The sequence below is a fragment of the Qipengyuania seohaensis genome (assembly GCF_002795865.1).
GTDB classification, from domain to species: Bacteria; Pseudomonadota; Alphaproteobacteria; order Sphingomonadales; family Sphingomonadaceae; genus Qipengyuania; species Qipengyuania seohaensis.
In genome coordinates this window covers 1,748,269-1,771,409 of sequence record NZ_CP024920.1, presented here as the reverse complement: position 1 = coordinate 1,771,409, position 23,141 = coordinate 1,748,269, and the positions used below count along the sequence as shown (strand labels likewise).

At 61.4% G+C, this 23,141-nt stretch carries 19 protein-coding genes; 14 read left to right on the top strand and 5 right to left on the bottom strand.

All coding sequences use genetic code 11. The features are described from left to right. From CVE41_RS08760 to CVE41_RS08735, 6 genes are read left to right on the top strand one after another with little or no spacing between them, the layout of a single operon-like run. The gene (locus CVE41_RS08760) at positions 1-1,395 is read left to right on the top strand and encodes a CpaF family protein (RefSeq protein WP_100260297.1); all 1,395 of its coding nucleotides are present in this window, start codon (positions 1-3) and stop codon (positions 1,393-1,395) included. Further along, a complete protein-coding gene (locus CVE41_RS08755; protein ID WP_100260296.1) occupies positions 1,395-2,396 on the top strand; it encodes a type II secretion system F family protein in 1,002 nt (333 codons plus the stop codon). Before CVE41_RS08760 ends, CVE41_RS08755 begins: the two co-directional genes overlap by 1 nt. A gap of 1 nt (position 2,397) precedes the next feature. After that, positions 2,398-3,372, top strand: coding sequence for a type II secretion system F family protein (locus CVE41_RS08750; RefSeq protein WP_100260295.1), 975 nt, complete (start codon positions 2,398-2,400; stop codon positions 3,370-3,372). Position 3,373: 1 nt separating this feature from the next. Next, on the top strand, positions 3,374-4,204 hold the full coding sequence (locus tag CVE41_RS08745) for a tetratricopeptide repeat protein (protein WP_100260294.1): 831 nt from the start codon (positions 3,374-3,376) through the stop codon (positions 4,202-4,204). Positions 4,205-4,213: 9 nt separating this feature from the next. Then, positions 4,214-4,678: an A24 family peptidase gene (locus tag CVE41_RS08740; protein WP_100260293.1), complete on the top strand. Its 465-nt coding sequence runs from the start codon at positions 4,214-4,216 to the stop codon at positions 4,676-4,678. Between the two features lie 14 nt (positions 4,679-4,692). After that, positions 4,693-5,331 (top strand): hypothetical protein, encoded by a 639-nt coding sequence (locus tag CVE41_RS08735; RefSeq protein ID WP_157799451.1) that lies wholly within the window; start codon positions 4,693-4,695, stop codon positions 5,329-5,331. Between the two features lie 6 nt (positions 5,332-5,337). On the opposite strand, the gene CVE41_RS08730 is transcribed toward CVE41_RS08735, so the two are convergent. After that, positions 5,338-6,027 (bottom strand): helix-turn-helix domain-containing protein, encoded by a 690-nt coding sequence (locus CVE41_RS08730; RefSeq protein WP_100260291.1) that lies wholly within the window; start codon positions 6,025-6,027, stop codon positions 5,338-5,340. A gap of 152 nt (positions 6,028-6,179) precedes the next feature. On the opposite strand from CVE41_RS08730, the gene CVE41_RS08725 reads away from it, so the two are divergent. From CVE41_RS08725 to groL, 3 genes are all read left to right on the top strand, one after another. Further along, positions 6,180-7,586 carry an MATE family efflux transporter gene (locus CVE41_RS08725; protein ID WP_100260290.1) on the top strand — a complete coding sequence of 469 codons (1,407 nt, stop codon included), beginning with the start codon at positions 6,180-6,182 and terminating at the stop codon, positions 7,584-7,586. A 196-nt stretch (positions 7,587-7,782) separates the two neighbouring features. Beyond that, positions 7,783-8,067 (top strand): co-chaperone GroES, encoded by a 285-nt coding sequence (locus CVE41_RS08720; RefSeq protein ID WP_100260289.1) that lies wholly within the window; start codon positions 7,783-7,785, stop codon positions 8,065-8,067. 54 nt (positions 8,068-8,121) lie between these two features. After that, positions 8,122-9,771 carry a chaperonin GroEL gene (gene groL / locus CVE41_RS08715; protein ID WP_100260288.1) on the top strand — a complete coding sequence of 550 codons (1,650 nt, stop codon included), beginning with the start codon at positions 8,122-8,124 and terminating at the stop codon, positions 9,769-9,771. A gap of 103 nt (positions 9,772-9,874) precedes the next feature. Here the strand turns inward: groL and CVE41_RS08710 are convergent, their stop codons facing one another. Then, entirely contained in the window at positions 9,875-10,900 is a 1,026-nt protein-coding gene (locus CVE41_RS08710; protein ID WP_100260287.1) for an endonuclease/exonuclease/phosphatase family protein, read from the bottom strand. 78 nt (positions 10,901-10,978) lie between these two features. Beyond that, a complete protein-coding gene (locus tag CVE41_RS08705; protein ID WP_100260286.1) occupies positions 10,979-13,171 on the bottom strand; it encodes a DUF305 domain-containing protein in 2,193 nt (730 codons plus the stop codon). Positions 13,172-13,376: 205 nt separating this feature from the next. Between CVE41_RS08705 and CVE41_RS08700 the strand changes: the two genes are divergently transcribed. Both CVE41_RS08700 and CVE41_RS08695 read left to right on the top strand, forming a co-directional pair. Beyond that, a complete protein-coding gene (locus CVE41_RS08700; protein WP_100260285.1) occupies positions 13,377-13,784 on the top strand; it encodes a baeRF12 domain-containing protein in 408 nt (135 codons plus the stop codon). Between the two features lie 126 nt (positions 13,785-13,910). Beyond that, positions 13,911-14,933 (top strand): serine hydrolase, encoded by a 1,023-nt coding sequence (locus tag CVE41_RS08695; protein ID WP_100261458.1) that lies wholly within the window; start codon positions 13,911-13,913, stop codon positions 14,931-14,933. A 100-nt stretch (positions 14,934-15,033) separates the two neighbouring features. Here CVE41_RS08695 and CVE41_RS14755 read toward each other — a convergent pair whose 3' ends face one another. Then, positions 15,034-15,480, bottom strand: a complete 447-nt coding sequence (locus tag CVE41_RS14755) for a hypothetical protein (RefSeq protein ID WP_198507630.1) — start codon at positions 15,478-15,480, stop codon at positions 15,034-15,036. A gap of 48 nt (positions 15,481-15,528) precedes the next feature. Here CVE41_RS14755 and polA point away from each other — a divergent pair, with 48 nt between their 5' ends. Genes polA through CVE41_RS08675 form a run of 3 tightly spaced genes read left to right on the top strand, consistent with a single transcriptional unit; the run spans position 15,529 to position 20,762 of the window. Continuing rightward, a complete protein-coding gene (gene polA, locus CVE41_RS08685; RefSeq protein ID WP_100261457.1) occupies positions 15,529-18,363 on the top strand; it encodes a DNA polymerase I in 2,835 nt (944 codons plus the stop codon). Further along, positions 18,360-19,670 (top strand): sensor histidine kinase, encoded by a 1,311-nt coding sequence (locus tag CVE41_RS08680; RefSeq protein ID WP_100260283.1) that lies wholly within the window; start codon positions 18,360-18,362, stop codon positions 19,668-19,670. Before polA ends, CVE41_RS08680 begins: the two co-directional genes overlap by 4 nt. Positions 19,671-19,682: 12 nt before the next feature. Further along, complete coding sequence (locus CVE41_RS08675) at positions 19,683-20,762, top strand: mechanosensitive ion channel family protein (RefSeq protein ID WP_100260282.1); 1,080 nt, start codon at positions 19,683-19,685, stop codon at positions 20,760-20,762. A 22-nt stretch (positions 20,763-20,784) separates the two neighbouring features. On the opposite strand, the gene CVE41_RS08670 is transcribed toward CVE41_RS08675, so the two are convergent. Then, the gene (locus CVE41_RS08670) at positions 20,785-23,094 is read right to left on the bottom strand and encodes a CDC48 family AAA ATPase (RefSeq protein WP_100260281.1); all 2,310 of its coding nucleotides are present in this window, start codon (positions 23,092-23,094) and stop codon (positions 20,785-20,787) included. Positions 23,095-23,141: the final 47 nt, after the last annotated feature.

Below are 23,141 nucleotides of genomic sequence, written 5' to 3'. Positions count from 1 at the left end.
ATGTGGAAGACCAAACTCGACGAGACGTCGCACGAGACGCCGGTCACGCAGCATGGCGATGCCGACCTGATTTCGGCAGAGGACGAAGAGCGGATCCTCTTCGGCAAGAAGGACGAGCATACGGAAAAGATGCTCAGGCTGAAGCTGTCGATCCACCACAGCCTGCTCGACCGTCTCAATCTGGCCATGCTGGAGCAGACCCCGACCGAACAGATCAAGGCTCAGATCTCCAGCATTCTTCCTGAGTTGCTCGCCGATTTCGACGAACCGCTCAATCGAGAGGAACGCGAGAAACTGGTTCAGGAGCTGGTTGACGAACTTATGGGCCTCGGTCCGCTCGAACCTCTTCTTGCCGACGAAACGATTACCGATATTCTGGTAAACGGTCCGGACACGGTGTTCGTCGAAAAGCGCGGCATGCTTCAGCCGGTGCCGACCAGGTTCCAGGACGAAAAGCACCTGATGCGCGTGATCCAGAAGATCGTTAGCGCAGTCGGGCGCCGGGTCGATGAAAGCTCGCCCTTCGTCGACGCGCGCCTTGCAGACGGTTCGCGTGTGAACGCCATTGTCGCACCGCTCGCGCTCGACGGATCGCTGGTATCCATTCGTAAGTTCGCCAAGAGCCCGATCAGCATCGCCAAGATGATCGATCTGGGCAGTGTTCCCGAACAGATGGCACCGGTATTCGAGGCGATCGTGAAGTCCCGCCGCAACGTGCTCATCTCGGGGGGTACCGGCTCGGGTAAAACGACGCTGCTCAATGCCATGTCTTCGTACATTGACGAGGCAGAGCGCATCGTTACGATCGAAGACTCGGCCGAACTCCAGCTACAGCAGGCGCACGTCGCCCGGCTCGAGACACGTCCGGCCAATATCGAAGGCAAGGGCGAAGTCACGCAGCGAGATCTCGTCAAGAACGCCCTGCGTATGCGTCCCGATCGCATCATCGTGGGCGAGGTCCGCGCCGGTGAAGCCTTCGACATGTTGCAAGCAATGAATACCGGCCACGACGGCTCGATGACCACAGTCCACGCCAACACGCCTCGCGACGCTTTGAGCCGCGTCGAACAGATGATCGGCATGAGCGGCATCGACATTACGTCGAAGAGTGCCCGGGCCCAGATCGCATCGGCTATCAACGTCGTCGTCCAGGTCGGACGCCTTTCCGACGGTCGTCGCAAGATCAAGAGCCTGTCGGAGATCACCGGCATGGAAGGGGAAACGATCACCATGCAGGAGATTTTCCGCTTCCGTATGACCGGACGTGCCGACGACGGTTCGGTCCTCGGCCACTTCGAGGCCACCGGCATCCGGCCCAAGTTCCTCGACGAGGCTGAAACCCACGGCATGCACCTTTCGCCCGAACTGTTCCGTCCGGACATGAAGCTGGGCTGATGACGACCGAGATCATCCGCATCGTATTCCTGCTTGCGATCTTCGCAGCGGCGTTCCTGTTATTCCAGACGGTCGGCCGTGCGATCGCCGCCCGCCGCGCCCATACGGTGGCAACCAATCGCCGCATGTCGCTCATCCAGAAGGGCACGACGCGCGAGGACCTTTACGGCGAACTGCTGAAGAACCGTCCGCGCGAACACGAAGCGTTGCCACCGCTCTTGCGGCGCATGGCGATCAGTTTCGAGCACATGATCTACACCTCTGGCGTCACTTTCAGCATCTCGCAGGTCATTATCGCGATGGCGATCGGCATTGGCCTGCTTTTCATTATCGCTCTGGGAATTGCTGTCGGTGCAGGTGCCGAAATCGGTTTCGGCGCGGTGCAGTTGTGTCTTCTCTTCGCCGTCGCTGCTGGCGCAGGCATACCATATTTCATCCTGGCGCAAGTTGCGAACAGCCGGCGCAAGACGATGGAAAAACAATTCCCGGTTGCGCTGGATATCTTCGTACGTGCCTTGCGTTCGGGCCACCCGGTTGCTTCGGCCATCGAATTGCTGACACAGGAGATGGAGGATCCGATCGGTTCTGAATTCGGCCTCGTCAGCGATGAAATCACCTACGGTGCAGATCTGACCACCGCGCTCGATTCCATGGCCGACCGCTGGAAACTCGAGGACATGCGCATGTTCGTGGTTTCGCTTTCGGTGCAAAGTGAAACCGGCGGCAACCTGGCGGAAATTCTAGAGAACCTTGCCGGGGTCATCCGTGACCGTGCGTCCATGTACATGAAAGTCCGCGCCTTGAGCTCCGAAGGCCGAATGACGGGCTGGATGCTCAGCATCCTACCTATCTTCGCGTTCGTAACAACGTTCCTCGGCGCCCCGGAATTCTACCTCGACGTTGCGGATGACCCGATCTTCATATTCGGCTCGATTTTCCTGATCGTTCTGTACTTCATCGGTGTCTTCACCATTCGCAAGCTAATCGATCTGAAGGTCTGACATGCTCGAACTCGCTGCCACCAGTCTTGTCGTACGCCTCTTGGTACTTGCGCTGATTTTCGCGCTGGTTACCGGGGTGATCCTGATCGTTGTAAACGGCGTCGAGGCACGCCGCAGGGCCAGCCAACAGATTGCGCGGCTGGATTCCCACGCTGCCGCGAATGAGAAAACCAACCTCGTACGCACAGAATCCGACAGCCGTTGGGCGAAAATCGCCGACAGTATTGAACGAACTGGCCTCAGCCTGACCGACCCGAAGAACCACAAGCTCGAGAAACAGCTGAAGATGGCTGGATATTCCAGCCCCAGCGCGCCGCGCGTGTACACTATGGCGCGGATCGGCATGGTGTTTCTGCTGCCTGGACTTTTCCTGCTGCTGATTTCGTTCAGCACCGAGCCGCCAGGCCTGCTTTCGATCTACCTTTATTGCTCGATCCTAGCAGCCTTGGGTCTCTACATTCCGAACCTTTTCATTCGCGCGAAAGCCGATCGCCGCAGGTCCGAAATAATCAACGGCTTCCCTGACGCGCTCGACCTCGTGCTGGTGTGCGTGGAAGCGGGCCTGGGCCTTGAGTCCGCGCTTGACCGGGTTGGCCGGGAAATGACCCGTTCGCACCCCCTCATCGCGCACTTGCTGATCGAAACCGTCCTCATGACGCGTGCCGGTGCATCGCGCGAAACCGCGCTGCGCCAGCTTGCAGATGCCTCGGGCGTCGATGAAATCCGTTCGTTTGCCACGCTGCTGATCCAGTCGGACAAGCTGGGAACGAGCATCGCCAATACCTTGCGCGTCTACGCGAATGAAATGCGTGAGGCGCGCAGGATGCGAGCCGAGGAAAAAGCCCACCGCATCCCTGTGCTGATTTCCATCCCGCTTGTCGCATGCATGTTGCCGACGATGATCGGTGTGCTGGTCCTGCCGGCTGTCATCATGTTCGTGCGCGACATCGGTCCCGCTATGTCTGGAGGAGGATAATATGAAGAAAGTTCCTGCAACGCTGGCCGCGCTGGCGGTAGTTATGCCGTTGTCCGGCTGCCAAAGCTTCATCAACGCCTTCAACTTCGGCGACCACACCCGTTCCACCCAGCCCCTGTTCGGCGAGGCGGATCTCGAAGAAGGACGGCGCCTGCTTGCGGATGGCCAGTACGGCAATGCGATCCCGGCCCTGCAGCGCGCGGCTTTGAACCGCCAGACCGCTCCTGATGCCGCCAACGCATTGGGCGTTGCCTATGCCCGGATCGGGCGCGGTGATTTGGCGGAACGCTACTTTCGTGCGGCAGTGACACTTTCACCGCAGGACGCGAAGTTCGCTGCGAATCTCGAGCGGTTTTACGCCAGCGACCTTGCGCAGGACATGCGCACGCTTCACGCTCAGCAAGAAGAAGCGCGCAAGGCCTTTACCGAATTTGCGCAATCGGAATCCGGCCTTTCGGAAGAGCCGGTAAACGAAGAGCGTCTCGTCACCAGTGGTGGGGAACAACGCAAGATCACGCTTGAGCGGGGGATGGCAACCGCGCGGATCGCGCTCGACGGGGCCGAGCCGCAAAAAGCGCGCGTGCGGGTCCGCACCGCAGAAGCCGGCGAAGCTCCTGTCACCCAGACACCCTCTGTAAGAATTCGGGTCAGCGGGCAGCCGGTCCGACCGCGTGTGTCGGCGCGTCCGACCGAGGTACGCATCCAGTCCTCCGCGAATTACCCGATGCGCGTGCGGATCGGTGCGAAGAGCGAAACTGAAGGTTCGGTCGCTAGCGGATATCCCATGCGGGTAAGTCTTCGGGCAGCGAAATCCGGCGACAGCAAGGATTAAGCAGCAGTAATGGCCCTCGCGACAATCTCGTTCGGCGTTCTCGCCGCGCTTTCGTCTGTCGGTGCAATTACGGATATCGTGTGGCGTAAGCTGCCGAATATCGTGTCAGTGCTCCTTGCCTTGGCCGGCCTCGGCCTGGCGCTGGCCATGGACGGATGGGCGGCTTTGGGCTGGCATGCCGTTCACGTGGCTGTTGCGTTCTTGATCGGTTATTTGATGTTCGTCTGGAACATCTTCGGTGCGGGCGACGGGAAATTCTACGCAGGGTCCGCCGCGTTTTTCCCGATCATGGACGCGCCTGCCCTGGCACTGGCCATCGTCCTGTCGGGGGGTATTCTCGCACTCTTCTGGTTCACTCTCAAACGCTTCATCAAGGGGATGAAGCGCCGCAAGGATGACTTTGCAAAATTGCCCTACGGTGTCGCAATCGCAGTAGGTACTGTCGGATACGCCGCCCTGACCATGCCAGGTTGAGCATGGTCGGCGGATTGACGATAAATAAGTCCGGGGGGGCACGGCAAAAAGCCACCCTTTTCGGTATCGTCCTGGCACTTGCCCTGATCGGGCTAGCGGGTGTCGGCGCAAATTCGCATGCCGACCGACAGGCAAGAGAGGGCGGCATCTTGCGGGTCGCGCTCCAGCCCAATCAGACGAAGACCAAACTGCCAGCGATCCAACCCCTGGTCCGGGACGCGGATTCCGAAGAGACAGCGTCCAGTGCCCCAACTCCAGAGGCCGCGGCACCTTTGGACGTGGTCCTGCCGCCAGCCGCCAAGGGACCCGAAAGCCTCGATCACGGTGGAGAGGTCCTGAAGCTGTCCTATCGCCTGGAACCCGCCTTCGACGGCGGGCCTGACGGCGTCGAAGTTCGCAAGCGTCTCGTGCGGGACGGAGCAGGCGAAACGAGCCTGCCGATCTTCCTGATGGGAGGCACGCGCATCGAGGTCGAGCGTGATACACTTGCAAGCGCCCTTGCCGACCTCAACCTTGACCGGCAGGTCGCAGACTTGCCAGATCAAAAGCGACTGACGCTCGAGAATGTCCGTAGCTCGGGTGTCGACCTGACCTACGACGCTATTCGGGACCGGCTCGTGCTCAAAGCCGCACCGGATCCAGCACGCCCCTAACTCGACCTAGTCTTCTTCGCCCCAATCGATGCGGACATCGACACGGCTCTCGTCGACCCCTGCTGCATCGGCAATGCGACGTCGGGCATCGCGGACGATGTCCGCTAGCGATCCCGATTCCAGCTCTTCGTTCGTACGGGCCGCAGGCGCGCCGTAGACGAGTTCGAGTTCCGAAATCCCCAGTTCAACGGCAAGACGTTGCATCGTGGTGTGGCGCGGCCGAACCCGATCGCTTTCCCATTTCCACAAGGTCGGCTTGCTGACGCCGGCAAGACCCGCAAGGGCCCGCATGGACAATCCCCGGTTCTTGCGCAGGCGCTTTATCCGGGAGCCGAGCGTTTCATTGTCGACCCCGTGGGTCTCGTCGGTATCGCCGGATACGACATTGGCCGCCTCGACTTCTTCGTCGGTCAGCTGGTTCGCGAAGCTGCATCCATAAAGCTGGTCGTCGAACCAGACCACCTTCGCAATCACCGGTCCCACTTTCGGCAAGACAACTTCGAGCGGATCGTCGAGCGAAAGACTTGCGCTTGTCTTGACCAACATGCCGCTGGGCGAAAGGTTCAGCACTTCCGCATCGAACGCGCGTCCTGCCTGCCCCACTCCGGTGCGGAGGCGCAGCACCAGGCGATTGGATCGACGCCGAGGATCGTCACTCGTCGCTGCTGCTTCTGAAAAGTTTGCTTCCTCGGCCACTCTGTATTCTCGATAATCTCGTTCGTCTCATGGATCCGGTCCATGGTTGGCCCAGCGCCCTACTGTGGCAAAGCGGTGCCAGTTTGTCACCGCGTAATCGCGGAAGGGCGACCGGCATTGGTTCGGACCTGCTCATGTCATAACACGCGGCGATGCAGGATGCGCAGCAAGGTGCGCCCACGTCTTTGGACGTCGATGGTTGGCGCCGCGAATTTCGCGCGACCCTAAGGCTTGGCTGGCCGCTGGCGGCAGCCAACCTGCTCCAGATGCTGACCTATGCTGTCGACGTGATCTTCATCGCGCGGTTGGGTGAGGCGCAACTGGCGGCATCCGCTCTGGCGATCGCGCTGTTCGGTCTCGTCCTGTGGGCGTTTTCCGGCCTGACCGGTGCGGTGGCCCCAGTCGCCGCAGCCGAACTTGGCGCCCGAGCGCCAGCGCTGAGGCCGGTCCGGCGTAGCGTGCGGATGGCCATGTGGCTCGCACTTTTCGCCGGAACGATAGGCATGGGACTGTGCCTGTCGCTTGGTCCGATAATGCGGATCACGGGCCAGGATGCCGCGATCATCGATCTCGCGATCGAATACAACTCGATCCTCGTGCTCTCTCTCATACCCATGCTGTTCAACAACGTCCTGCGCAGTTTCGTGTCGACGCTTGACCGGCCCATTCTCGCGACTGCGATCACGGCTGCCGGCATCTTCGTGAATGCGCTGGCCAATTACGCGTTCATTTTTGGCAATCTGGGCGCACCCGAGCTTGGTCTGCGCGGTGCCGCGGTCGCCACGATCATCACCACGATTACCACTCTTACGGCGTATGTTCTGGTCATCCGCCTCGATCCGCGCCTTCACCGGTATCGCATTTTCGGCCGCTGGTGGTCGCCGGATTGGCCGCGCTTCATGCATATCGTCCGCATCGGAGCGCCCATCGCGCTGACCATCACCGCGGAGGCCGGCATCTTCGGAGCAGCCGCATTCCTCATGGGAAATATCGGCGCAAGCCAGCTCGCTGCCCATACGGTGGCGCTGCAAATTGCCGCCCTCGCCTTCCAGGTGCCTTTCGGCATCGGGCAGGCCGCAACGATCCGGGTCGGCTATTTTTATGGAGCGCGCGATCCGGAAGGTATCAAGCGCGCCGGTTGGATGGCCATCGGGGTCGGCACGGGCTTCATGGCGATCACTGCGCTGGCGATGATCCTGATCCCCAAGCCGCTGATCGCTATCTACGTCGATCCTTGGGATCCGCAGAACGCGGTCCTGGTCGGCTTTGCTCTCAAATATATCGTCATCGCCGCCGCGTTCCAGCTGTTCGACGGTATGCAGGCGGTCGCTGCGGGTGCCTTGCGCGGCCTGCAGGATACGCGCGCGCCCATGTGGATCGCGGCGTTCTCCTATTGGGTTCCCGGCATCGGGACAGCCATCATCCTCGGTTTCTATACGCCACTCGAGGGGATCGGCGTTTGGATTGGCCTCGCGACCGGCCTGACCTTCGCGGCGATCCTGCTGGGTTGGCGCTGGCATCGCCGCGATGGGCTTGGCCTGACACCAACAGCCAATTAGCGCTTTCCTCCAAAGCGTTTGCCGGACAACATCGGGCTACTCCGGTAGGAACTGCTTCCGGGCGATCCTATTTCGAAAAAATTCCGTTGCCGAAGCTGTTGACTCAGCCATGCCTCATCCCCATTTGCGCCTCGCTGGCACTCTCTATGTGGGAGTGCCAATTCAGGTATTCACTCTCAGTAGAAAGGTCATCACTATGGCATTTCGTCCGTTGCACGACCGAGTTCTCGTGCGCCGCATCGAAGCAGAAGAAAAGACCGCCGGCGGGATCATCATTCCCGACAGCGCCAAGGAAAAGCCCAGCGAAGGCGAAGTCGTCGCTGTCGGCCCGGGCACCCGCGAAGATGGCGCTTTCGTCGCTCTCGACGTGAAGCCCGGCGACCGTATCCTGTTCGGCAAGTGGTCCGGCACCGAGATCAAGCTCGACGGCGAAGACCTGCTGATCATGAAGGAAAGCGACATCATGGGGATCATGGGCTGAGCCCTGACCACCTGACGCTTTCAATCTTTCAATAGAATTCCAGGAGAAACACCAATGGCAGCCAAGGACGTAAAGTTCGGCCGCGACGCGCGCGAAGGCATCCTGCGCGGCGTCGACATTCTCGCCAACGCAGTGAAGGTCACGCTCGGCCCCAAGGGCCGCAATGTCGTGATCGACAAGAGCTTCGGCGCACCCCGCATCACCAAGGACGGCGTTTCCGTCGCCAAGGAAATCGAACTGAAGGACAAGTTCGAGAACATGGGCGCGCAGATGATCAAGGAAGTCGCATCGAAGGCGAACGACGCCGCCGGTGACGGCACCACCACTGCAACCGTTCTCGCCCAGTCGATCGTGACCGAAGGCATGAAGTCGGTTGCAGCTGGCATGAACCCCATGGACCTGAAGCGCGGCATCGACCTCGCTGTTACCAAGGTCGTTGCAGACCTCGCCGGTCGTTCGAAGGAAGTGTCGGGCAGCGAAGAAATCGCGCAGGTCGGCATCATCTCGGCCAATGGCGACCGTGAAGTCGGCGAAAAGATCGCCGAAGCCATGGAAAAGGTCGGCAAGGAAGGCGTGATCACCGTCGACGAGAGCAAGGGTCTCGAATTCGAACTCGAAACCGTCGAAGGCATGCAGTTCGACCGCGGCTACCTGTCGCCCTACTTCATCACCAACCCGGAAAAGATGACGGTCGAACTCGAAAACCCGTACATCCTGATCCACGAGAAGAAGCTCTCGAACCTGCAGGCGATGCTTCCGGTTCTCGAAGCTGCTGTCCAGTCGGGCCGTCCGCTCCTGATCATCGCGGAAGACATCGAAGGCGAAGCGCTGGCGACCCTCGTGGTCAACAAGCTGCGCGGCGGCCTCAAGGTTGCTGCGGTCAAGGCTCCGGGCTTCGGCGATCGTCGTAAGGCGATGCTGCAGGACATCTCGATCCTGACCAAGGGCGAAATGATCAGCGAAGATCTCGGCATCAAGCTCGAGAACGTCACGCTCGGTATGCTCGGCGAAGCCAAGCGCGTCACCATCGACAAGGACAACACGACCATCGTCGACGGTGCCGGCAGCGAAGACGACATCAAGGCCCGCGTTTCGGAAATCCGCACGCAGATCGACAACACTTCGTCGGACTACGACCGTGAGAAGCTGCAGGAACGCCTGGCGAAGCTCGCTGGCGGTGTTGCCGTCATCAAGGTCGGCGGTGCTACCGAAGTCGAAGTGAAGGAACGCAAGGACCGCGTCGACGACGCGCTGCATGCAACCCGCGCAGCCGTTGAAGAAGGCATCGTCCCGGGCGGTGGTACCGCTCTCCTTTACGCCACCAAGGCTCTCGACGGCCTCGAAGGCGAAAACGACGACCAGACCCGCGGCATCGACATCATCCGTCGCGCGCTGCAGGCTCCGGTTCGCCAGATCGCGGCCAACGCCGGTCACGACGGCGCGGTTGTCGCCGGCAAGCTGGTCGACGCCAACGACGACAAGCTCGGCTTCAACGCCGCGACCGACGCCTACGAGAACCTCGTGGCAGCGGGCGTCATCGACCCGACCAAGGTTGTCCGCACCGCGCTGCAGGATGCAGCTTCGGTTGCTGGCCTCCTGATCACCACGGAAGCCGCGATCGTCGACCAGCCGGAAGACAAGAGCGGCGCGCCCGCAATGCCCGACATGGGCGGCATGGGAGGGATGGGCGGCATGGGCTTCTAAGCTCAACCGACCAGCCGACAGGCTAAGAAGAGGCCCGGCGGGAGCGATCCTGCCGGGCCTTTTTCTTGGGCTTGCATCCTGAACAACGCGCCTGCGTAAACAGTTAGCCTGCGTCGGTATCAGTCAGGTCCGCACCGTCGATATCGGCATTGGGCGAATTCGGATCCACGCAAACCTTCGCGATCAGTGGCAGGTGGTCAGAACCCACATCCTGGCCGATCTCCAGTTCCTCGACCCTCACGCCGTTCTTGACGAAGATCTGGTCTAGGGGCCAGCCGGCAAAGGAATAGTCGGCCGGGAATGTCGGAAAACTGCCACGTCCGGCGCGCGGGTCGAAATATTCGCCCTCGCGTGCAAAGCGCGACGTCGTTCTTGACCACGGGACGTCGTTGAAATCCCCGATGGCCAGCACATTGTCGAGACTATCCGGGGTTCTTGCGCCAGCCTTCGCGATATTCGCATCGCGCATCGCGGTCGATTCGCCCGGCAGCGGAGGCCTCGGGTGCAGGCCTATTACCTCGAAGCGCGCACCGTCGCCCATGCGAAGCGTCGCATAAAGGGTCGGCGTGTTGGAGCTGGTGTTCGCCACCATTTCGGCCCGGTCGGTGCGGAGTCTCGTCGCGAACGCCATTCCGTACTTATTCTCCAGCGGCATATCCAGGCGATAGGAATAGCGGGAAAGTTGCGGGGCCAGTTGCTCGACCCATTTTGCGTTCGTTTCCATGAGCAGCAGAATGTCGGGGTCGACGCTATCGATCAGTTGCGCCGTGCGGTCATACTGATCGTTCGATTGCAGCACGTTGAAAGCGAGCAAGCGGGCACAGCTCATTCCGTCTACCTCATCCGGCAGAGCGACCTGCGGAGAGGCGAGGAATGTGTAGGGCCACAGACGCCACAGATTGATCCCGATGGTCACGAAAGCCAGCAGCAAGGCCGTAATCCATCGGGGCCGCGCAAGGAATATCGCCGCGATCCCGAAGATCCCGGCGAGGATCATCATCGGCTCGCGCAGAAAGTCGAGCATGCGGACAGCGCCGCGGTTGGTATCGTAAAGCGACACCAGCGAGAGGATCAGTAACAGTGCGAGGATTGCGAAAATCGCTTTCCCGACAAGGCTCAGATTTTTCAAAGATATTCCCCCACAGCCTCAAAAATGGCTCGGGGTCTATACCTCGGCGCTCCGTGATTGTTCCACTTCGGGGGGCGATCAGCCTCCCTTGCGGCTTTCTTCTACGGCTCTGACCACCTCGTCGGGCCAGGTGACCTGCGTCTGCGTTTGCGGATTGAACAGCTCACCCTCGAACTGCGCCGCTTCCGCCGCCGCGATCTCTTCTGCGGTGAGGAAGTCACTCGGCTCGAGCGCGAAGATGTCGAGCCCGCGGGTAATTTCGGTCGCGTAGATACGTCCGTTATACCAATAGGCCGACCAGTAGCCGCCGGTGACCAGCTGGTCTTCATCGATAGGTCCGCGATCGAAATAGGCGATCTCGAACGGGTTTGCCGGGTCTGTGAAGTCGATCACCGATATGCCGCCCTGATACCATGCCTGCACGAAGATATCGCGGCCCGGGACCGGGATGATCGAGCCGTTGTGCGCGACGCAGTTTTCCTTGTCGCTCTGCGGTGCGGGAAGCTTGTAAGTGCCGCGATATTCGAGCTTGCCGCCTTCGAGTGCATAGAAAGCGTTGGCGCCCCAATCCATCGGATCGCCTGCCTGGCAGCGCGGACGGCCGCCCCCGCCCCATTCATCGGTGAAGAGGACCGTGGAGCCGTCATTGCTGAAAGTGGCGGAGTGCCAATAGGCAAACCCCTTGTCGGTGACGTCGGCGATCCGGACCGGTTTGCGCGGATCGGAAATGTCCATGATGATGCCATTGCCCGAGCAGGCACCGGCAGCGAGGTTCTTGGCCGGGAACACCGTGATGTCGTGACACTGGTTGGTCACATTCGTTTCCTGCGTGCCCTCGCCGTGATTGCCGCCGCGCCACAGGCCGGCAATTTGCCCATCGGACGCGAAAACGCGCGGGCTATCGACGATGCGGGCCGCCGAAGGATTGGCGACGGGGATCTCGATCACGTCGATACTGAACAGCGCGGTCTCGTCACCGGCGGTATCGAAACATCCGGCCAATTCCTCGTCGTCACGAACATAGGATGTGCCCGAATTGTAGAGGACGATTGTATCGTCGTCTGCCGATACGATCGAATGGGTATGACTGCCGCGACAGGTCTGGACCAGCCCGACCTGTCGCGGCCGCGTGATGTCCGAAATGTCGAAGATGCGGATACCGCGGAAACGGTCTGCGCTGACCTTGCCGTCTACGCCCTGCAAGCCGCAATCGATGCGGGCGCGGCTGTCCTGCACGCTCATGACCAAGAGATCGCCGACGATGGATACGTCGCCCTGTCCGCCCGGGCAGACCGTGGAACTTACCAGCTGGGGCACGCCGTCATCGCCGAGGCGGTATGCGTTGAAGCCGTGATAGCTGCCTGCCACCAGCAGATCCCCCGAAAAGGCCATGTCGGTATTGGCGAAGTCCAGCAGCGAGCCGCGCTTGCCGAACTGGGGCTCATCCTCTTCTTCGTCGCCGTCCTTCTTGGCCTTCTTCTCGTCCTCGTCCTTTTCGATCAGCGGCTGCAACTGCGCCGGGTTCTTGGGGTCGAAGAAGCCTGCCGGCTTGGGCTGGGCCGCTACCAGGCGCAAGCCGGAAATCGCCTCGCCCGCATCGCGCAGGCCGGCAGTCAGGGTGGCTCTCGGATCGGCCGACAGCTGGGCGAGGATCGCGTTCATGCGGTCGATCTCGGCCTGCTGGTCGCTAACGACATCGTTGGTGAACTCGAACATCACCGGCTCGTACGCGCTGCCCGGCGCCTCGTGGAGCGTCTTGACCATGGCGAGCGCACCCTTGTGGTGCTCGATCATCAAGCGCAGGAACTGGCGGTCGAAATCCGTCCCGCTTGATGCTGTCAGTTCGGCCATCTGGGCAGGGGTCGCCATGCCTTTCATGGTCGAATGATCAGAGTGACCGGCATGCATGGAATGATCCATCGCAACAGCCTCACCGCGCGCTTCAAGCCACTCGGTCATGAAGGCGATTTCGTCTTTCTGCGTGGCGAGGATGCCTGCTGCAATCTTGCTCACCGCATCGTTGCTGGTGCGATCCTGTGCAAGTTCCGACATCTGGACCGCTTGACGGTGGTGGGTGATCATGCCTTGCATGAAGGCGACATCGCCAGGCGAGTAGGAAGTGTCTGCAAGCGCAATCGCTTCTTCACGGTCGATCACGCGCGGAGCTTCGCCCGGCGCTCCGGGCAGAACGATCGGCACTTCCTGTGCCAGCGCTGCGTGCGAAGTCGTGAGCAGCATGCCCGCAACCATGGTGCGAAGTGTCGTTTTCATGTCAGTCCTCTGCGATTCCCAAACCCTTGGCGCGCATAGTCCCGACCGCGCCGGGCGGGTCAAGCGCAAAGGCCGCGGGCACAAGTCGCTGGTCGATCATCGTCGGCAGTCCGGCGAAGTGCGCAAATGATTGGCGCTTGGCGGACCAAATCGGACGCTGGCTCGTTGGTAGGAAGAGACCCTAAAAGCATCCGAGGAGAAACCGATGAAAGTGCCACATAAGGCGCATGTCGCAATCGTAGACGGCGAGAGCTTCACGATCATGAGGAACAACGGAAAGCCGTTCGAACCCAAGCTTGGCGACGCAACCAAACCGGACCTCAGTCCCAGCAACTTCAGCGCCGGAGTGCGTCACCAGGACGATCTGGGTCAGCGCACCGGTGCAACCGACCTCAATGAACTGGCCCATGGTGCCGCTGCTGCCGAATGGCTCAATGCCAAGGCGATCTCGGGGGAGATCACCGACGTGCTGGTGATTGCGGATCCCAAGACGCTCGGCGAGATGCGACGGCACTATCATAGCGAGCTGGAAAAGCGCCTGGTCGGCGAGATCAACAAGACCGTGACCGGCGAAACCACCGAGCAGATCGAGAAGGTTATTGCCGCATCCTGATAGCAGAGACCCCCCGTCAGAAAGCATCGAGCGCCCGGGCGACACATTCTGTCGCTCGGGCGCTTGCCTTTCCGCACCCGGTTTCGTTAAGCAAGGCCTAACCAAGGGCTTGCTAGACATATGGACATGAGGATGAGGAAACTAGGCAAGATACTTGTTGCGGCGGCCTTTGCCGTTGGCGCGTCCACCGGCGCAAATGCGCAGACCGCAAACTACCAGGCGCAGTTCGACAGGGCCCTGGGCACCGAGGAACGCGCGCCCCAGAGCTTCGAGGCTATCTACGAAAACGCTCTCGAACAGACCATCGCCGAACTGGCCGACGGGTCCAACGGGCGCATCGGCGTTGCCGCAGTCGACCTGTCGACCGGCAAGACGGTTTCGGTTCTTGGCGACCAGCTCTTCCCGATGGCCAGTACCAGCAAGATCGCCGTCGCCGCCACCTTCCTTGAGGGTGTGGAAAAGGGCAAGTGGAGCCTGACGAGCGAATTCCCGCTGCTTCTTCCGCGCAGGTCGGCGAAGTTCTCCAGCCCGCGCGCGCCTGTTTACGAGGGCGAGTACATGAAGGCGATCGACCTGATCGAAATCATGATCACCCGGTCGAGCAACCCGGCGACCGATGCGCTGCTGCGCGTTGTCGGCGGGCCGGAAGCGGTAAACGACTGGATGCGCAGGCAGGGCATCGAAGAGTTCAGCATTGATCGCGATATCGCGACCTTGGTCAGAGATGACGGCGAATACGACCCCGCACAGCATATCGATCGGCGCGATGCCGCTACCCCCAATGCAATTCTCGAGCTGCTTTCGGGGCTTTACCAGGGCAAGTACCTGTCGGCGGAAAGCCGCCGCGTACTGCTGGGCGCGATGAGCCGGACAAGGACCGGCAAACGTCGCATTCCAGCTCTCATGCCGGCCAGCGTGAAGGTTAGCCACAAGACCGGATCGCTCAACAACACTTCGAGTGACGTTGGCATTCTGGAAACTTCCGATGGCCGCGCTGTGGCAGTCGCCATCTATGTCACGGGCCAGGGATCGCGCCTGAATCGTGAAGCAAAGATCGCCCAGATCGCCCGCGCGCTTCATGATGGCTATTCGGCGCAGAACGGACAGCGCAAGCGCGTCTGGACCAACGCAGAGCACACCGGCGGCTAATCCCGCCGTCTCCGATCAAGATCAGACGGACACGAAAAAGGGCGGCGCCTTGCGGCACCGCCCTTCTTGTTTCGTCGGTTAACCGGCGAAGCGTGCTGGATTAGTCAGCAGCTGCTTCGGCTTCGGTTTCGCCTTCGACTTCAGCTTCGACTTCAGCAGCAGCTGCGTCAGCTTCAGCAGCAACATCTTCGCCAGCAGCTTCCATGGATTCGCCAGCGGCTTCCATGTTTGCTTCTGCGTCTGCAGCAGCCGAGTCAGCGGTGTCAGCAGCTGCGTCTTCGGTAGCTTCCGAGCAAGCAGCGAGCGAGAGAGCAGCAGCCGAAGCGGCAGCGAAAAGAGCGATCTTACGCATAAAGAAAATTCCTTGAACAGCGAGTTTATGGGCCGGAGAGCCGGAATTCCGTTCTCCGACGCAAGGTCCGAAATCGGGCCTCACGATGTCTAAATAATGGCGGGATTGTGGCGCTGCAAGCAAATTCGCCATATTCATGCCCCATTTGCCATCGAATTGCCGGATTTCCGCCATTTCCCGGCCATATTTTTTCATGGCCTTTGCGCTCCCCAAACCGGCGACTCACTGCTAATCACCCCTACGATGGCTGATAAAAACCACCTCTATCTTGTCGACGGATCCGCCTACATATTCAGGGCGTACCACCGCTTGCCGCCGCTAACCGATCCCGAAGGGACACCGGTCGGCGCGGTCTACGGCTATACGACCATGCTCTGGAAGCTGGCCGAGGATCTCGACAAGGCAGACGGCCCCACCCACCTTGCGGTGGTGCTCGACAAGTCGAGCCATTCTTTTCGCAACGAAATTTACGACCAGTACAAGGCCAACCGGCCCGATCCGCCAGAGGACCTCGTTCCGCAGTTCCCGCTCATTCGTGATGCGACCCGCGCTTTTTCGCTCCCGTGTATCGAAGAGCCCGATGTCGAAGCCGACGACATGATCGCTTCCTATGCCCGCGCCGCGCAGGCCGAGGGCTGGGACGTGACGATCGTTTCTTCCGACAAGGACCTTATGCAGCTGGTCGGCGAAAAGAACGGCGCGCGCATCGACATGCTCGATACGATGAAGAACGCCCGCATCTATATCGAGGAAGTCGAGGAGAAATTCGGCGTTCGCCCCGAGAAGGTCGGCGATGTCCTCGCTCTGATGGGGGACTCGGTCGACAATATTCCTGGCATCTTCGGGGTCGGCCCCAAGACCGCCAGCAAGCTGATCGCCGAACACGGCGACCTGACCTCTGCGCTCGACGCAGCCGAGGACATGAAGAAAAGCAAGCTCAAGGAACGCCTGATCGAGCGCCGCGCGGATGCCGAACTCAGCCGCGTCCTCGTCACTTTGAAGGAAGACTGCGGTCTTCCCGTCGATCTCGACGACATGAAACTGGACGGCGTGCCGAGCGAACCGCTTGCCGCGTTTCTCGAAAGGCACGGCTTCACCAGCCTGTTGCGCCGCCTCGAGGCGGGTAGCGGAAGTCCCGGCAAGTCGAACGATCTCAACCCGGCCAAGCAGGAAAACGCCGGAGCCGCTTCGGCTCCCGAAGGTTCCGTCCAGCCGCTGCCCGAGATGCCCGCAATCGACCGGTCGGCATATGAGTGCGTCCAGACGCTCGACCGGCTCGAGGACTGGATCGCCCGCGCTCAGAAGGCTCGCCTGCTGGCAGTCGATACCGAAACTAGCGCCCTCGACAGCATGGCCGCCGATCTGGTCGGCATCAGCCTCGCGATCGGGCCGAACGACGCGTGCTATATTCCGCTTGCCCATGGCGGAACGGACATGTTCGCCGAGAAGCCGGACCAGATCGGCCTGGACGAAGCTCTGGATGCCCTGCGCCCGCTGCTCGCTTCAGACGCAGTCATCAAGGTCCTGCATAACGGCAAATACGACCTCAACGTCCTGTCGCGATACGGTGTCGCTGTTTCGCCGGTCGAGGACACGATGGTTATCAGCTTCGATCTCGATGCAGGCCGCGGCCTTGACGGGATCGGTGGCGGCCATGGCATGGACGAGCTGGCGGACCGCCACCTTTCCCATACATGCCTCACCTTCAAGGAAGTATGCGGCACGGGCAAGAAGGCGATACCGTTCGGGGAAGTGCCGCTCGACAAGGCGACCGAATATGCGGCCGAGGATGCCGATGTGACATGGCGGCTCTACAGGCACCTCAAGCGCCGCCTGCCCCTGGAGGGCGGAACCGCGATCTACGAGAGGGTCGATCGGCCGCTCGTGCCGGTGGTGGCACGCATGGAACAGCGCGGCATCAAGGTCGACCGCGCCCGGCTCGCCGGACTATCGCAGGAATTCGCGACCGAAACGGGTCGGCTCGAAGCCGAGATCCACAAGCTCGCCGGCAAGGAGTTCACTGTCGGCAGCCCCAAGCAGCTCGGCGACGTGTTGTTCGATACGCTCGGGTACAAGGGCGGCAAGAAGGGCAAGAGCGGACAGTATTCCACCGATCAATCGATCCTGGAGCGCTTGTCAGGCGAAGGCGCCGAAATCGCGGATAAGGTCCTTGAATGGCGCCAGCTCACCAAGCTGAAGTCCACCTATACCGATGCGCTGCAGGAAGCGATCAATCCGAAAACGGGCCGGGTACATACCAGCTACAGCCTCGTAGGGGCGCAGACCGGACGCCTGTCATCGACCGACCCGAACCTGCAGAACATTCCGATTCGCACGGCCATCGGCCGCCAGATCCGCGAGGCCTTCGTGGCCGACGAAGGCAATGTGCTGCTCGCCGCAGACTATTCGCAGATCGAATTGCGTCTTGCCGCGCACATGGCCGATGTCGGCCCGCTCAAGGATGCTTTCGCCAATGGGGAGGACATCCATTCGCGCACGGCGACCGAAATGTTCGGCGAGGTGACGCGCGATACCCGCGCCCGTGCAAAGACGATCAATTTCGCGATCCTATACGGCATTTCCCGCTGGGGACTGGCCGGCCGCCTCGGGGTCGAACCCGACGAGGCACAGGACATGATCGATACCTATTTCCAGCGCTTCCCGGGCATCCAGCGTTACATTCTGGAAACGCTCGAGACGGTGCGGGAGCGCGGCTATTCCGAAACGCTGTTTGGCCGCAAGACGTGGTTCCCGCGCATAGGCTCCAAGAACCAGGCGGAGCGCCAAGGAAGCGAGCGCGCGGCGATCAACGCCCCCATCCAGGGGACCAGCGCCGATATCATCAAGCGCGCCATGGTCCGGATGGAAGATGCCTTGGCCGAGGCCGGGCTGCACGAGGTAAGAATGCTGCTGCAAGTGCATGACGAACTCGTTTTCGAATTGCCCGAAGGCGATGTCGCCAAGGCCTCCGAAGTGATCGAAGAGGTGATGGCTGGAGCAGCGCAGCCGGCGGTCTCGCTCGACGTGCCGCTGGGTGTCGAAATCGGCACCGGCACAAGCTGGGACGCGGCACATTGAACGACCTTGCAGCCCTAGTGCGCCGGGGGCAGCGCTGGCCCAATGCGGTCCTGTCGCTGATCATTTTCGGCGCTATGTTCGCCCTGATTTTCCTCGTCTACCAGACGCTGGAAGGCGAGCGTCTCGAACGCGAGCAATCGCGCCTGACAGCCAGCGTCCTGGCCGAATTGCAGGAAGTCGAGTTTGCTGCGCTCAATGCGGAGACGGGACAGCGTGGATATCTGATCACGCTCGATCGCCGCTACCTGACATCCTACGCTCAGGGTAGCGAACAGATCGAACCCGCCCTCCGGCGTCTGCGCGGCCTGCTCGGCGATGAGACCACGGTCCGCCAGGCCGAATTGCTCGACCAGATCGACGCGCTCGCCCGGGCGAAATTTTCCGAAATGGAACAGTCCGTCATGCTGATCGATGACGGACGCCTGCTCGATGCAAGGCGCGCAGTCCTTTCCGATGAAGGGCAGGAAGCGATGGAGCGCCTGCGCCGGGCCGTCGATGAAATGCGCGTGATCGAGCGGGAGATACTTGGACGCCAGGCCGCCGACACGGCCCGCCTCGAAGCGCGCATTCTGCCGCTGCTCGGGGGACTTATCATCCTCATCCTCGTGGCGATCCTGCTCGGCGTTCGGCTCGTTTCCCGGGCTGCGCGTGCGGAAGTGGAAGCGGCGCAGGCCGCTGCGGTTGGCGAGGCACGCGATCGCGCGGACCTTCTCGCTCGCGAGCTCAATCACCGCGTCAAGAACTTGTTCGCGGTGGTGCTCGCCATCGTGCAGATGAGCGCACGCGACAAACCCGAAGCGAAGCCCGTAACCGACAGCATTGCCGAACGTATTCGCGCACTCCTCACTGCGCACGAGGTAAGCCAAGGAGCGCTGGATACCCAATTGGCTTCGCTGGAGGCGCTGATCGATACTTCGCTCGCGCCTTACAGGTCGTCGACGCAGACGGCGACGATCGATGGGCCCGAAGTCCTGTTGCCTGCCAAGCGGATCACACCGCTCGGCCTGGTCTTCCACGAACTGACGACCAATGCGGTCAAATATGGCGCCTGGGCGCATGGCGGGACGATCGACGTCAGCTGGACCCGCAAGAACGACAGGGTCCGCCTTGTGTGGCGCGAAACGGGTGTGCCCCTCGACGGAGAGCCGGACAGGAAGGGTTTCGGCAGCCTGCTGATGAACAGTGCAGCGCGGCAATTCGGCGGGACGGTCGAGCGCGACTTCACCGAAGACGGACTGATCGTGACGATCGACCTGCCGATCGAGCAGGCTGCGACTTCGCTTGCAAGCGATCCGGAGGCTCCCTAGTTGCAACCCTAGATGTTTGAGCGTTACGATCCGCGAAACTGGCCCGTTTCCTACGAGGGTCTCCTCCATACAGCTATCGTTCTTACGAGTGCGATCGTGCTGGCCGTGTTGCTGCACTATGTCATCTTTGCCGCGCTGCGTAAGTTCACGAAGACTTCGAACAGTCAGATCGACGACGTCATCGTCGAACGGGTTCGCAAACCGTTGCGCTGGGCGATTATCGGTTTTGCGATTTCCATTGCTGCCGAAAACAACCATCTGGTCGGCGATGGCTGGGATGTCTTCAGCTCGTTCCTGACGCCCTTCGTTCTCGGATGGGTGGCCTACTCGCTGGTGAAGGGTTTTGCGGCCGGTTACTCGAAACAGGTCGAACTCGCCGGCGATGAAGTCGCCACGCGGTCCTTGCGCACACGCATATCGATCCTGTCGCGTACTGCGACGTTCGCAATCGTCATCATTACCGTATCGCTTGTCATGCTCAGCATTCCCGGCGTCGCCAAGGTGGGGACCACGCTGCTCGCATCAGCGGGTCTTGCGGCACTTGCTATCGGCGCCGCCGCACAGCCCGCTCTCAAATCGCTGATCTCCGGCCTGCAGATGGCGCTCACCCAACCCCTGCGGATCGGCGATCTGGTGAAGGTCGAAGGCCAGGCCGGCAGGGTAGAGGAAATCCGCATGAGCTTCGTGACCGTGCGGACCTGGGATGAACGGGTGCTGGTGGTACCCACCACCGTGTTCCTGGAGAACGCCTTCGAAAACTGGTCCCGCGTGAGCGAGAAGCTGACCGGACCGGTCATGCTGCACCTCGATCCCGCAACCACGGTCGAGCCGATCCGCGAGGAATTCGAGCGTTTCGTGAAAGCGCATCCGTTGTGGGACGGGCGCAATGTGGCTCTTCTGATGACCGAAGCCTATCCGGAGAGCATCGAGCTGCGCCTTTCGATGAGCGCGGAGACGATCGGCGACCTCTTCAACCTGCGCTGCGCTGTGCGCGAACACATGGTTGAATGGCTCCGCGAGAACCAGCCGGACGCGCTCATCCGCCACCGGCTGGAAGTCGAGGCGGCGAACCTGCGGGCGACGGGCGCCTGATCGACGCCCACCGCCGCGTGGTTTAGTGCTTTTGCTCGCGGGTGCTTTCGACCATGCCTTCGTGAATGAAGCCGATCGGCTGCACTTCGGCTGCACGCTTCTTCAGCTCGCCCCGCATCTTGCGGTACTCCGCTTCCATTTTCGAGGTCACGGTCGCGCGGCTGTCCTTCAGCGCTTCGGTGAAATCCACGCCCGTGACTTCCTGCACGTCGCCGCCCGCACGCTGGAGAGCGTTGAGGCCGGCACGGCGAACCACATCCTCAAGGTCTGCACCGGTGAAGCGTTCCGTCTTGGCGGCCACGTCCGCCAGTGAGACATCCTTGGCAAGCGGCATATTGGCCGTGTGAATGCCGAGGATCTGTTCGCGGCCCGGCTTGTCGGGCGTGCCGACATAGACCAGCTCGTCGAACCGACCCGGCCTGAGCAACGCAGGGTCGACCAGCGTCGGCCGGTTCGTGGCGCCGATGACGACGACCGACTGGAGCTCCTCCAGCCCATCCATCTCCGCGAGGATGGTGTTCACCACGCGGCCTGTGACCTGCGGTTCGCCCTGTCCGCTTCCGCGCGCCGGAACGAGGCTGTCGATCTCGTCGATGAAAATCACGCACGGCGCGACGGATCGGGCGCGCTTGAACATGCGCGCGATCTGTTGCTCACTTTCGCCGTACCATTTCGACAGCAGGTCAGAGCTCTTCATCGAGATGAAGTTGGCCTTGGCTTCCTTGGCCACGGCCTTCGCCAGCAAGGTCTTGCCAGTGCCCGGAGGGCCATAGAGCAGGAAGCCCTTGGCAGGCCTGATCCCGAGCCGATGGAAGGCGTCGGGATTCTTCATCGGCAGTTCGATGCCTTCTTTCAGCTTTTCGATGGCATCGCCGACGCCGCCGATGTCGCTCCAGCCGACATTGGGCATCTGCACCATGACTTCGCGCATGGCCGAGGGCTGGATACGCTTGAGGGCTTCGAGGAAATCCTCGCGCGTCACGCATAATTCGTCGAGCACCTCGGGCGGAATTGTCCGTTCGTCGAGGTCGATCTTGGGCATGATGCGGCGCACGGCATCGATGGCCGCTTCGCGTGCCAGCGCCGCGATGTCCGCACCAACGAAACCGTAGGTAGCCTTCGCCAGTTCCTGCAGGTCGACCCTGTCGCCAAGCGGCATGCCGCGCGTGTGGATGCCGAGGATTTCGCGGCGCCCCTTCTCGTCGGGCACACCGATCACGATCTCGCGATCGAAGCGGCCCGGACGGCGCAGCGCCTCGTCGATGGCGTCCGGACGGTTTGTCGCTGCGATCACCACGAGGTTCGAACGCGCTTCCAGACCGTCCATCAGCGTGAGGAGCTGAGCAACGAGCCGCTTCTCTGCCTCGCCCGGCACCCGGTCGCGCTTCGGGGCAATGGAATCGATCTCGTCGATGAAGATGATGGCGGGCGCCGACTTGGTGGCTTCTTCGAAAACCTGCCGCAGCGCCTTTTCGCTTTCGCCATAGCCCGACCCCATGATTTCGGGTCCGTTGATGGTGAAGAAGTTGGCATCGCTTTCATTGGCGACGGCCTGAGCAAGGCGGGTCTTACCAGTGCCGGGCGGACCATGGAGCAGGACGCCCTTGGGCGGATCGACGCCCAGCCGGGTGAAGAGTTCGGGGTAGCGAAGGGGCAGTTCGACCATCTCGCGCAGTTGCTGGATGGTTTCGCCCATGCCGCCGACATCGTCGTAATTGATGATTGCGCGTGCATCGCGCGGCTCTTCGAATTCGGCGCGCAGTTCGACCTCGGTGTTCTCGTCGATATGGACGATACCCTTGGGGCTGGTCGACACGACCGACAGCCTGATCTGCGTAAGCGCATAGGCGGGCGCGTTGAACATGCGGCGCACTTCTGGCGGCATGTTCTGAACCGGCTGCTGGCCAGTCGTCGCAACGAGATCGCCGGCCATGATCGGCTTCTGGAAGAAATTGCGTTTCAGCGCCTGAGCCGGACCTTGCAGCCGCATCTCGCGGTTGGCCGGAGCGAAGATCACCCGCGTGGCAGGCCGCGATTCGGCCGCCACGACCTTCACATGTTCGCCGGAGCCGACCTCCGCATTGCCACGCTGCAAACCGTCGAGGCGGATGACGTCGAGCGACTGGTCTTCATCGTAGGCGGCCATGGCGATTGCGACAGTGTCGCGCTTGCCGGTAATCTGGACGGTGTCGCCTTCGGTAATGCCCAGTGTCTGGAAAGCGGAGCGCGGCATGCGCGCAATTCCCTGGCCGCTTTCTTCCTGGCGCGCAGCGGCAACCTGAAGTCTTACCGTCTTCTCATCCACCGCAGTCGCTGCATCGGCATCGGCCATCCGGGTACTCTCCCTTGCTTCAATTCGAATTCGTCATGCCAGAAATG

Bases quoted from the DNA above. Each gene is read 5' to 3' on its own strand.
- CVE41_RS14755 (WP_198507630.1), bottom strand. From the start codon at position 15,480: ATGAAAAAATATGGCCGGGAAATGGCGGAAATCCGGCAATTCGATGGC.
- CVE41_RS08760 (WP_100260297.1), top strand. From the start codon at position 1: ATGTGGAAGACCAAACTCGACGAGACGTCGCACGAGACGCCGGTCACG.
- CVE41_RS08700 (WP_100260285.1), top strand. From the start codon at position 13,377: ATGAAAGTGCCACATAAGGCGCATGTCGCAATCGTAGACGGCGAGAGC.
- CVE41_RS08720 (WP_100260289.1), top strand. From the start codon at position 7,783: ATGGCATTTCGTCCGTTGCACGACCGAGTTCTCGTGCGCCGCATCGAA.
- CVE41_RS08695 (WP_100261458.1), top strand. From the start codon at position 13,911: ATGAGGATGAGGAAACTAGGCAAGATACTTGTTGCGGCGGCCTTTGCC.
- CVE41_RS08705 (WP_100260286.1), bottom strand. From the start codon at position 13,171: ATGAAAACGACACTTCGCACCATGGTTGCGGGCATGCTGCTCACGACT.
- groL (WP_100260288.1), top strand. From the start codon at position 8,122: ATGGCAGCCAAGGACGTAAAGTTCGGCCGCGACGCGCGCGAAGGCATC.
- CVE41_RS08755 (WP_100260296.1), top strand. From the start codon at position 1,395: ATGACGACCGAGATCATCCGCATCGTATTCCTGCTTGCGATCTTCGCA.
- CVE41_RS08725 (WP_100260290.1), top strand. From the start codon at position 6,180: ATGCAGGATGCGCAGCAAGGTGCGCCCACGTCTTTGGACGTCGATGGT.
- CVE41_RS08750 (WP_100260295.1), top strand. From the start codon at position 2,398: ATGCTCGAACTCGCTGCCACCAGTCTTGTCGTACGCCTCTTGGTACTT.
- CVE41_RS08740 (WP_100260293.1), top strand. From the start codon at position 4,214: ATGGCCCTCGCGACAATCTCGTTCGGCGTTCTCGCCGCGCTTTCGTCT.
- CVE41_RS08745 (WP_100260294.1), top strand. From the start codon at position 3,374: ATGAAGAAAGTTCCTGCAACGCTGGCCGCGCTGGCGGTAGTTATGCCG.
- polA (WP_100261457.1), top strand. From the start codon at position 15,529: ATGGCTGATAAAAACCACCTCTATCTTGTCGACGGATCCGCCTACATA.
- CVE41_RS08675 (WP_100260282.1), top strand. From the start codon at position 19,683: ATGTTTGAGCGTTACGATCCGCGAAACTGGCCCGTTTCCTACGAGGGT.
- CVE41_RS08670 (WP_100260281.1), bottom strand. From the start codon at position 23,094: ATGGCCGATGCCGATGCAGCGACTGCGGTGGATGAGAAGACGGTAAGA.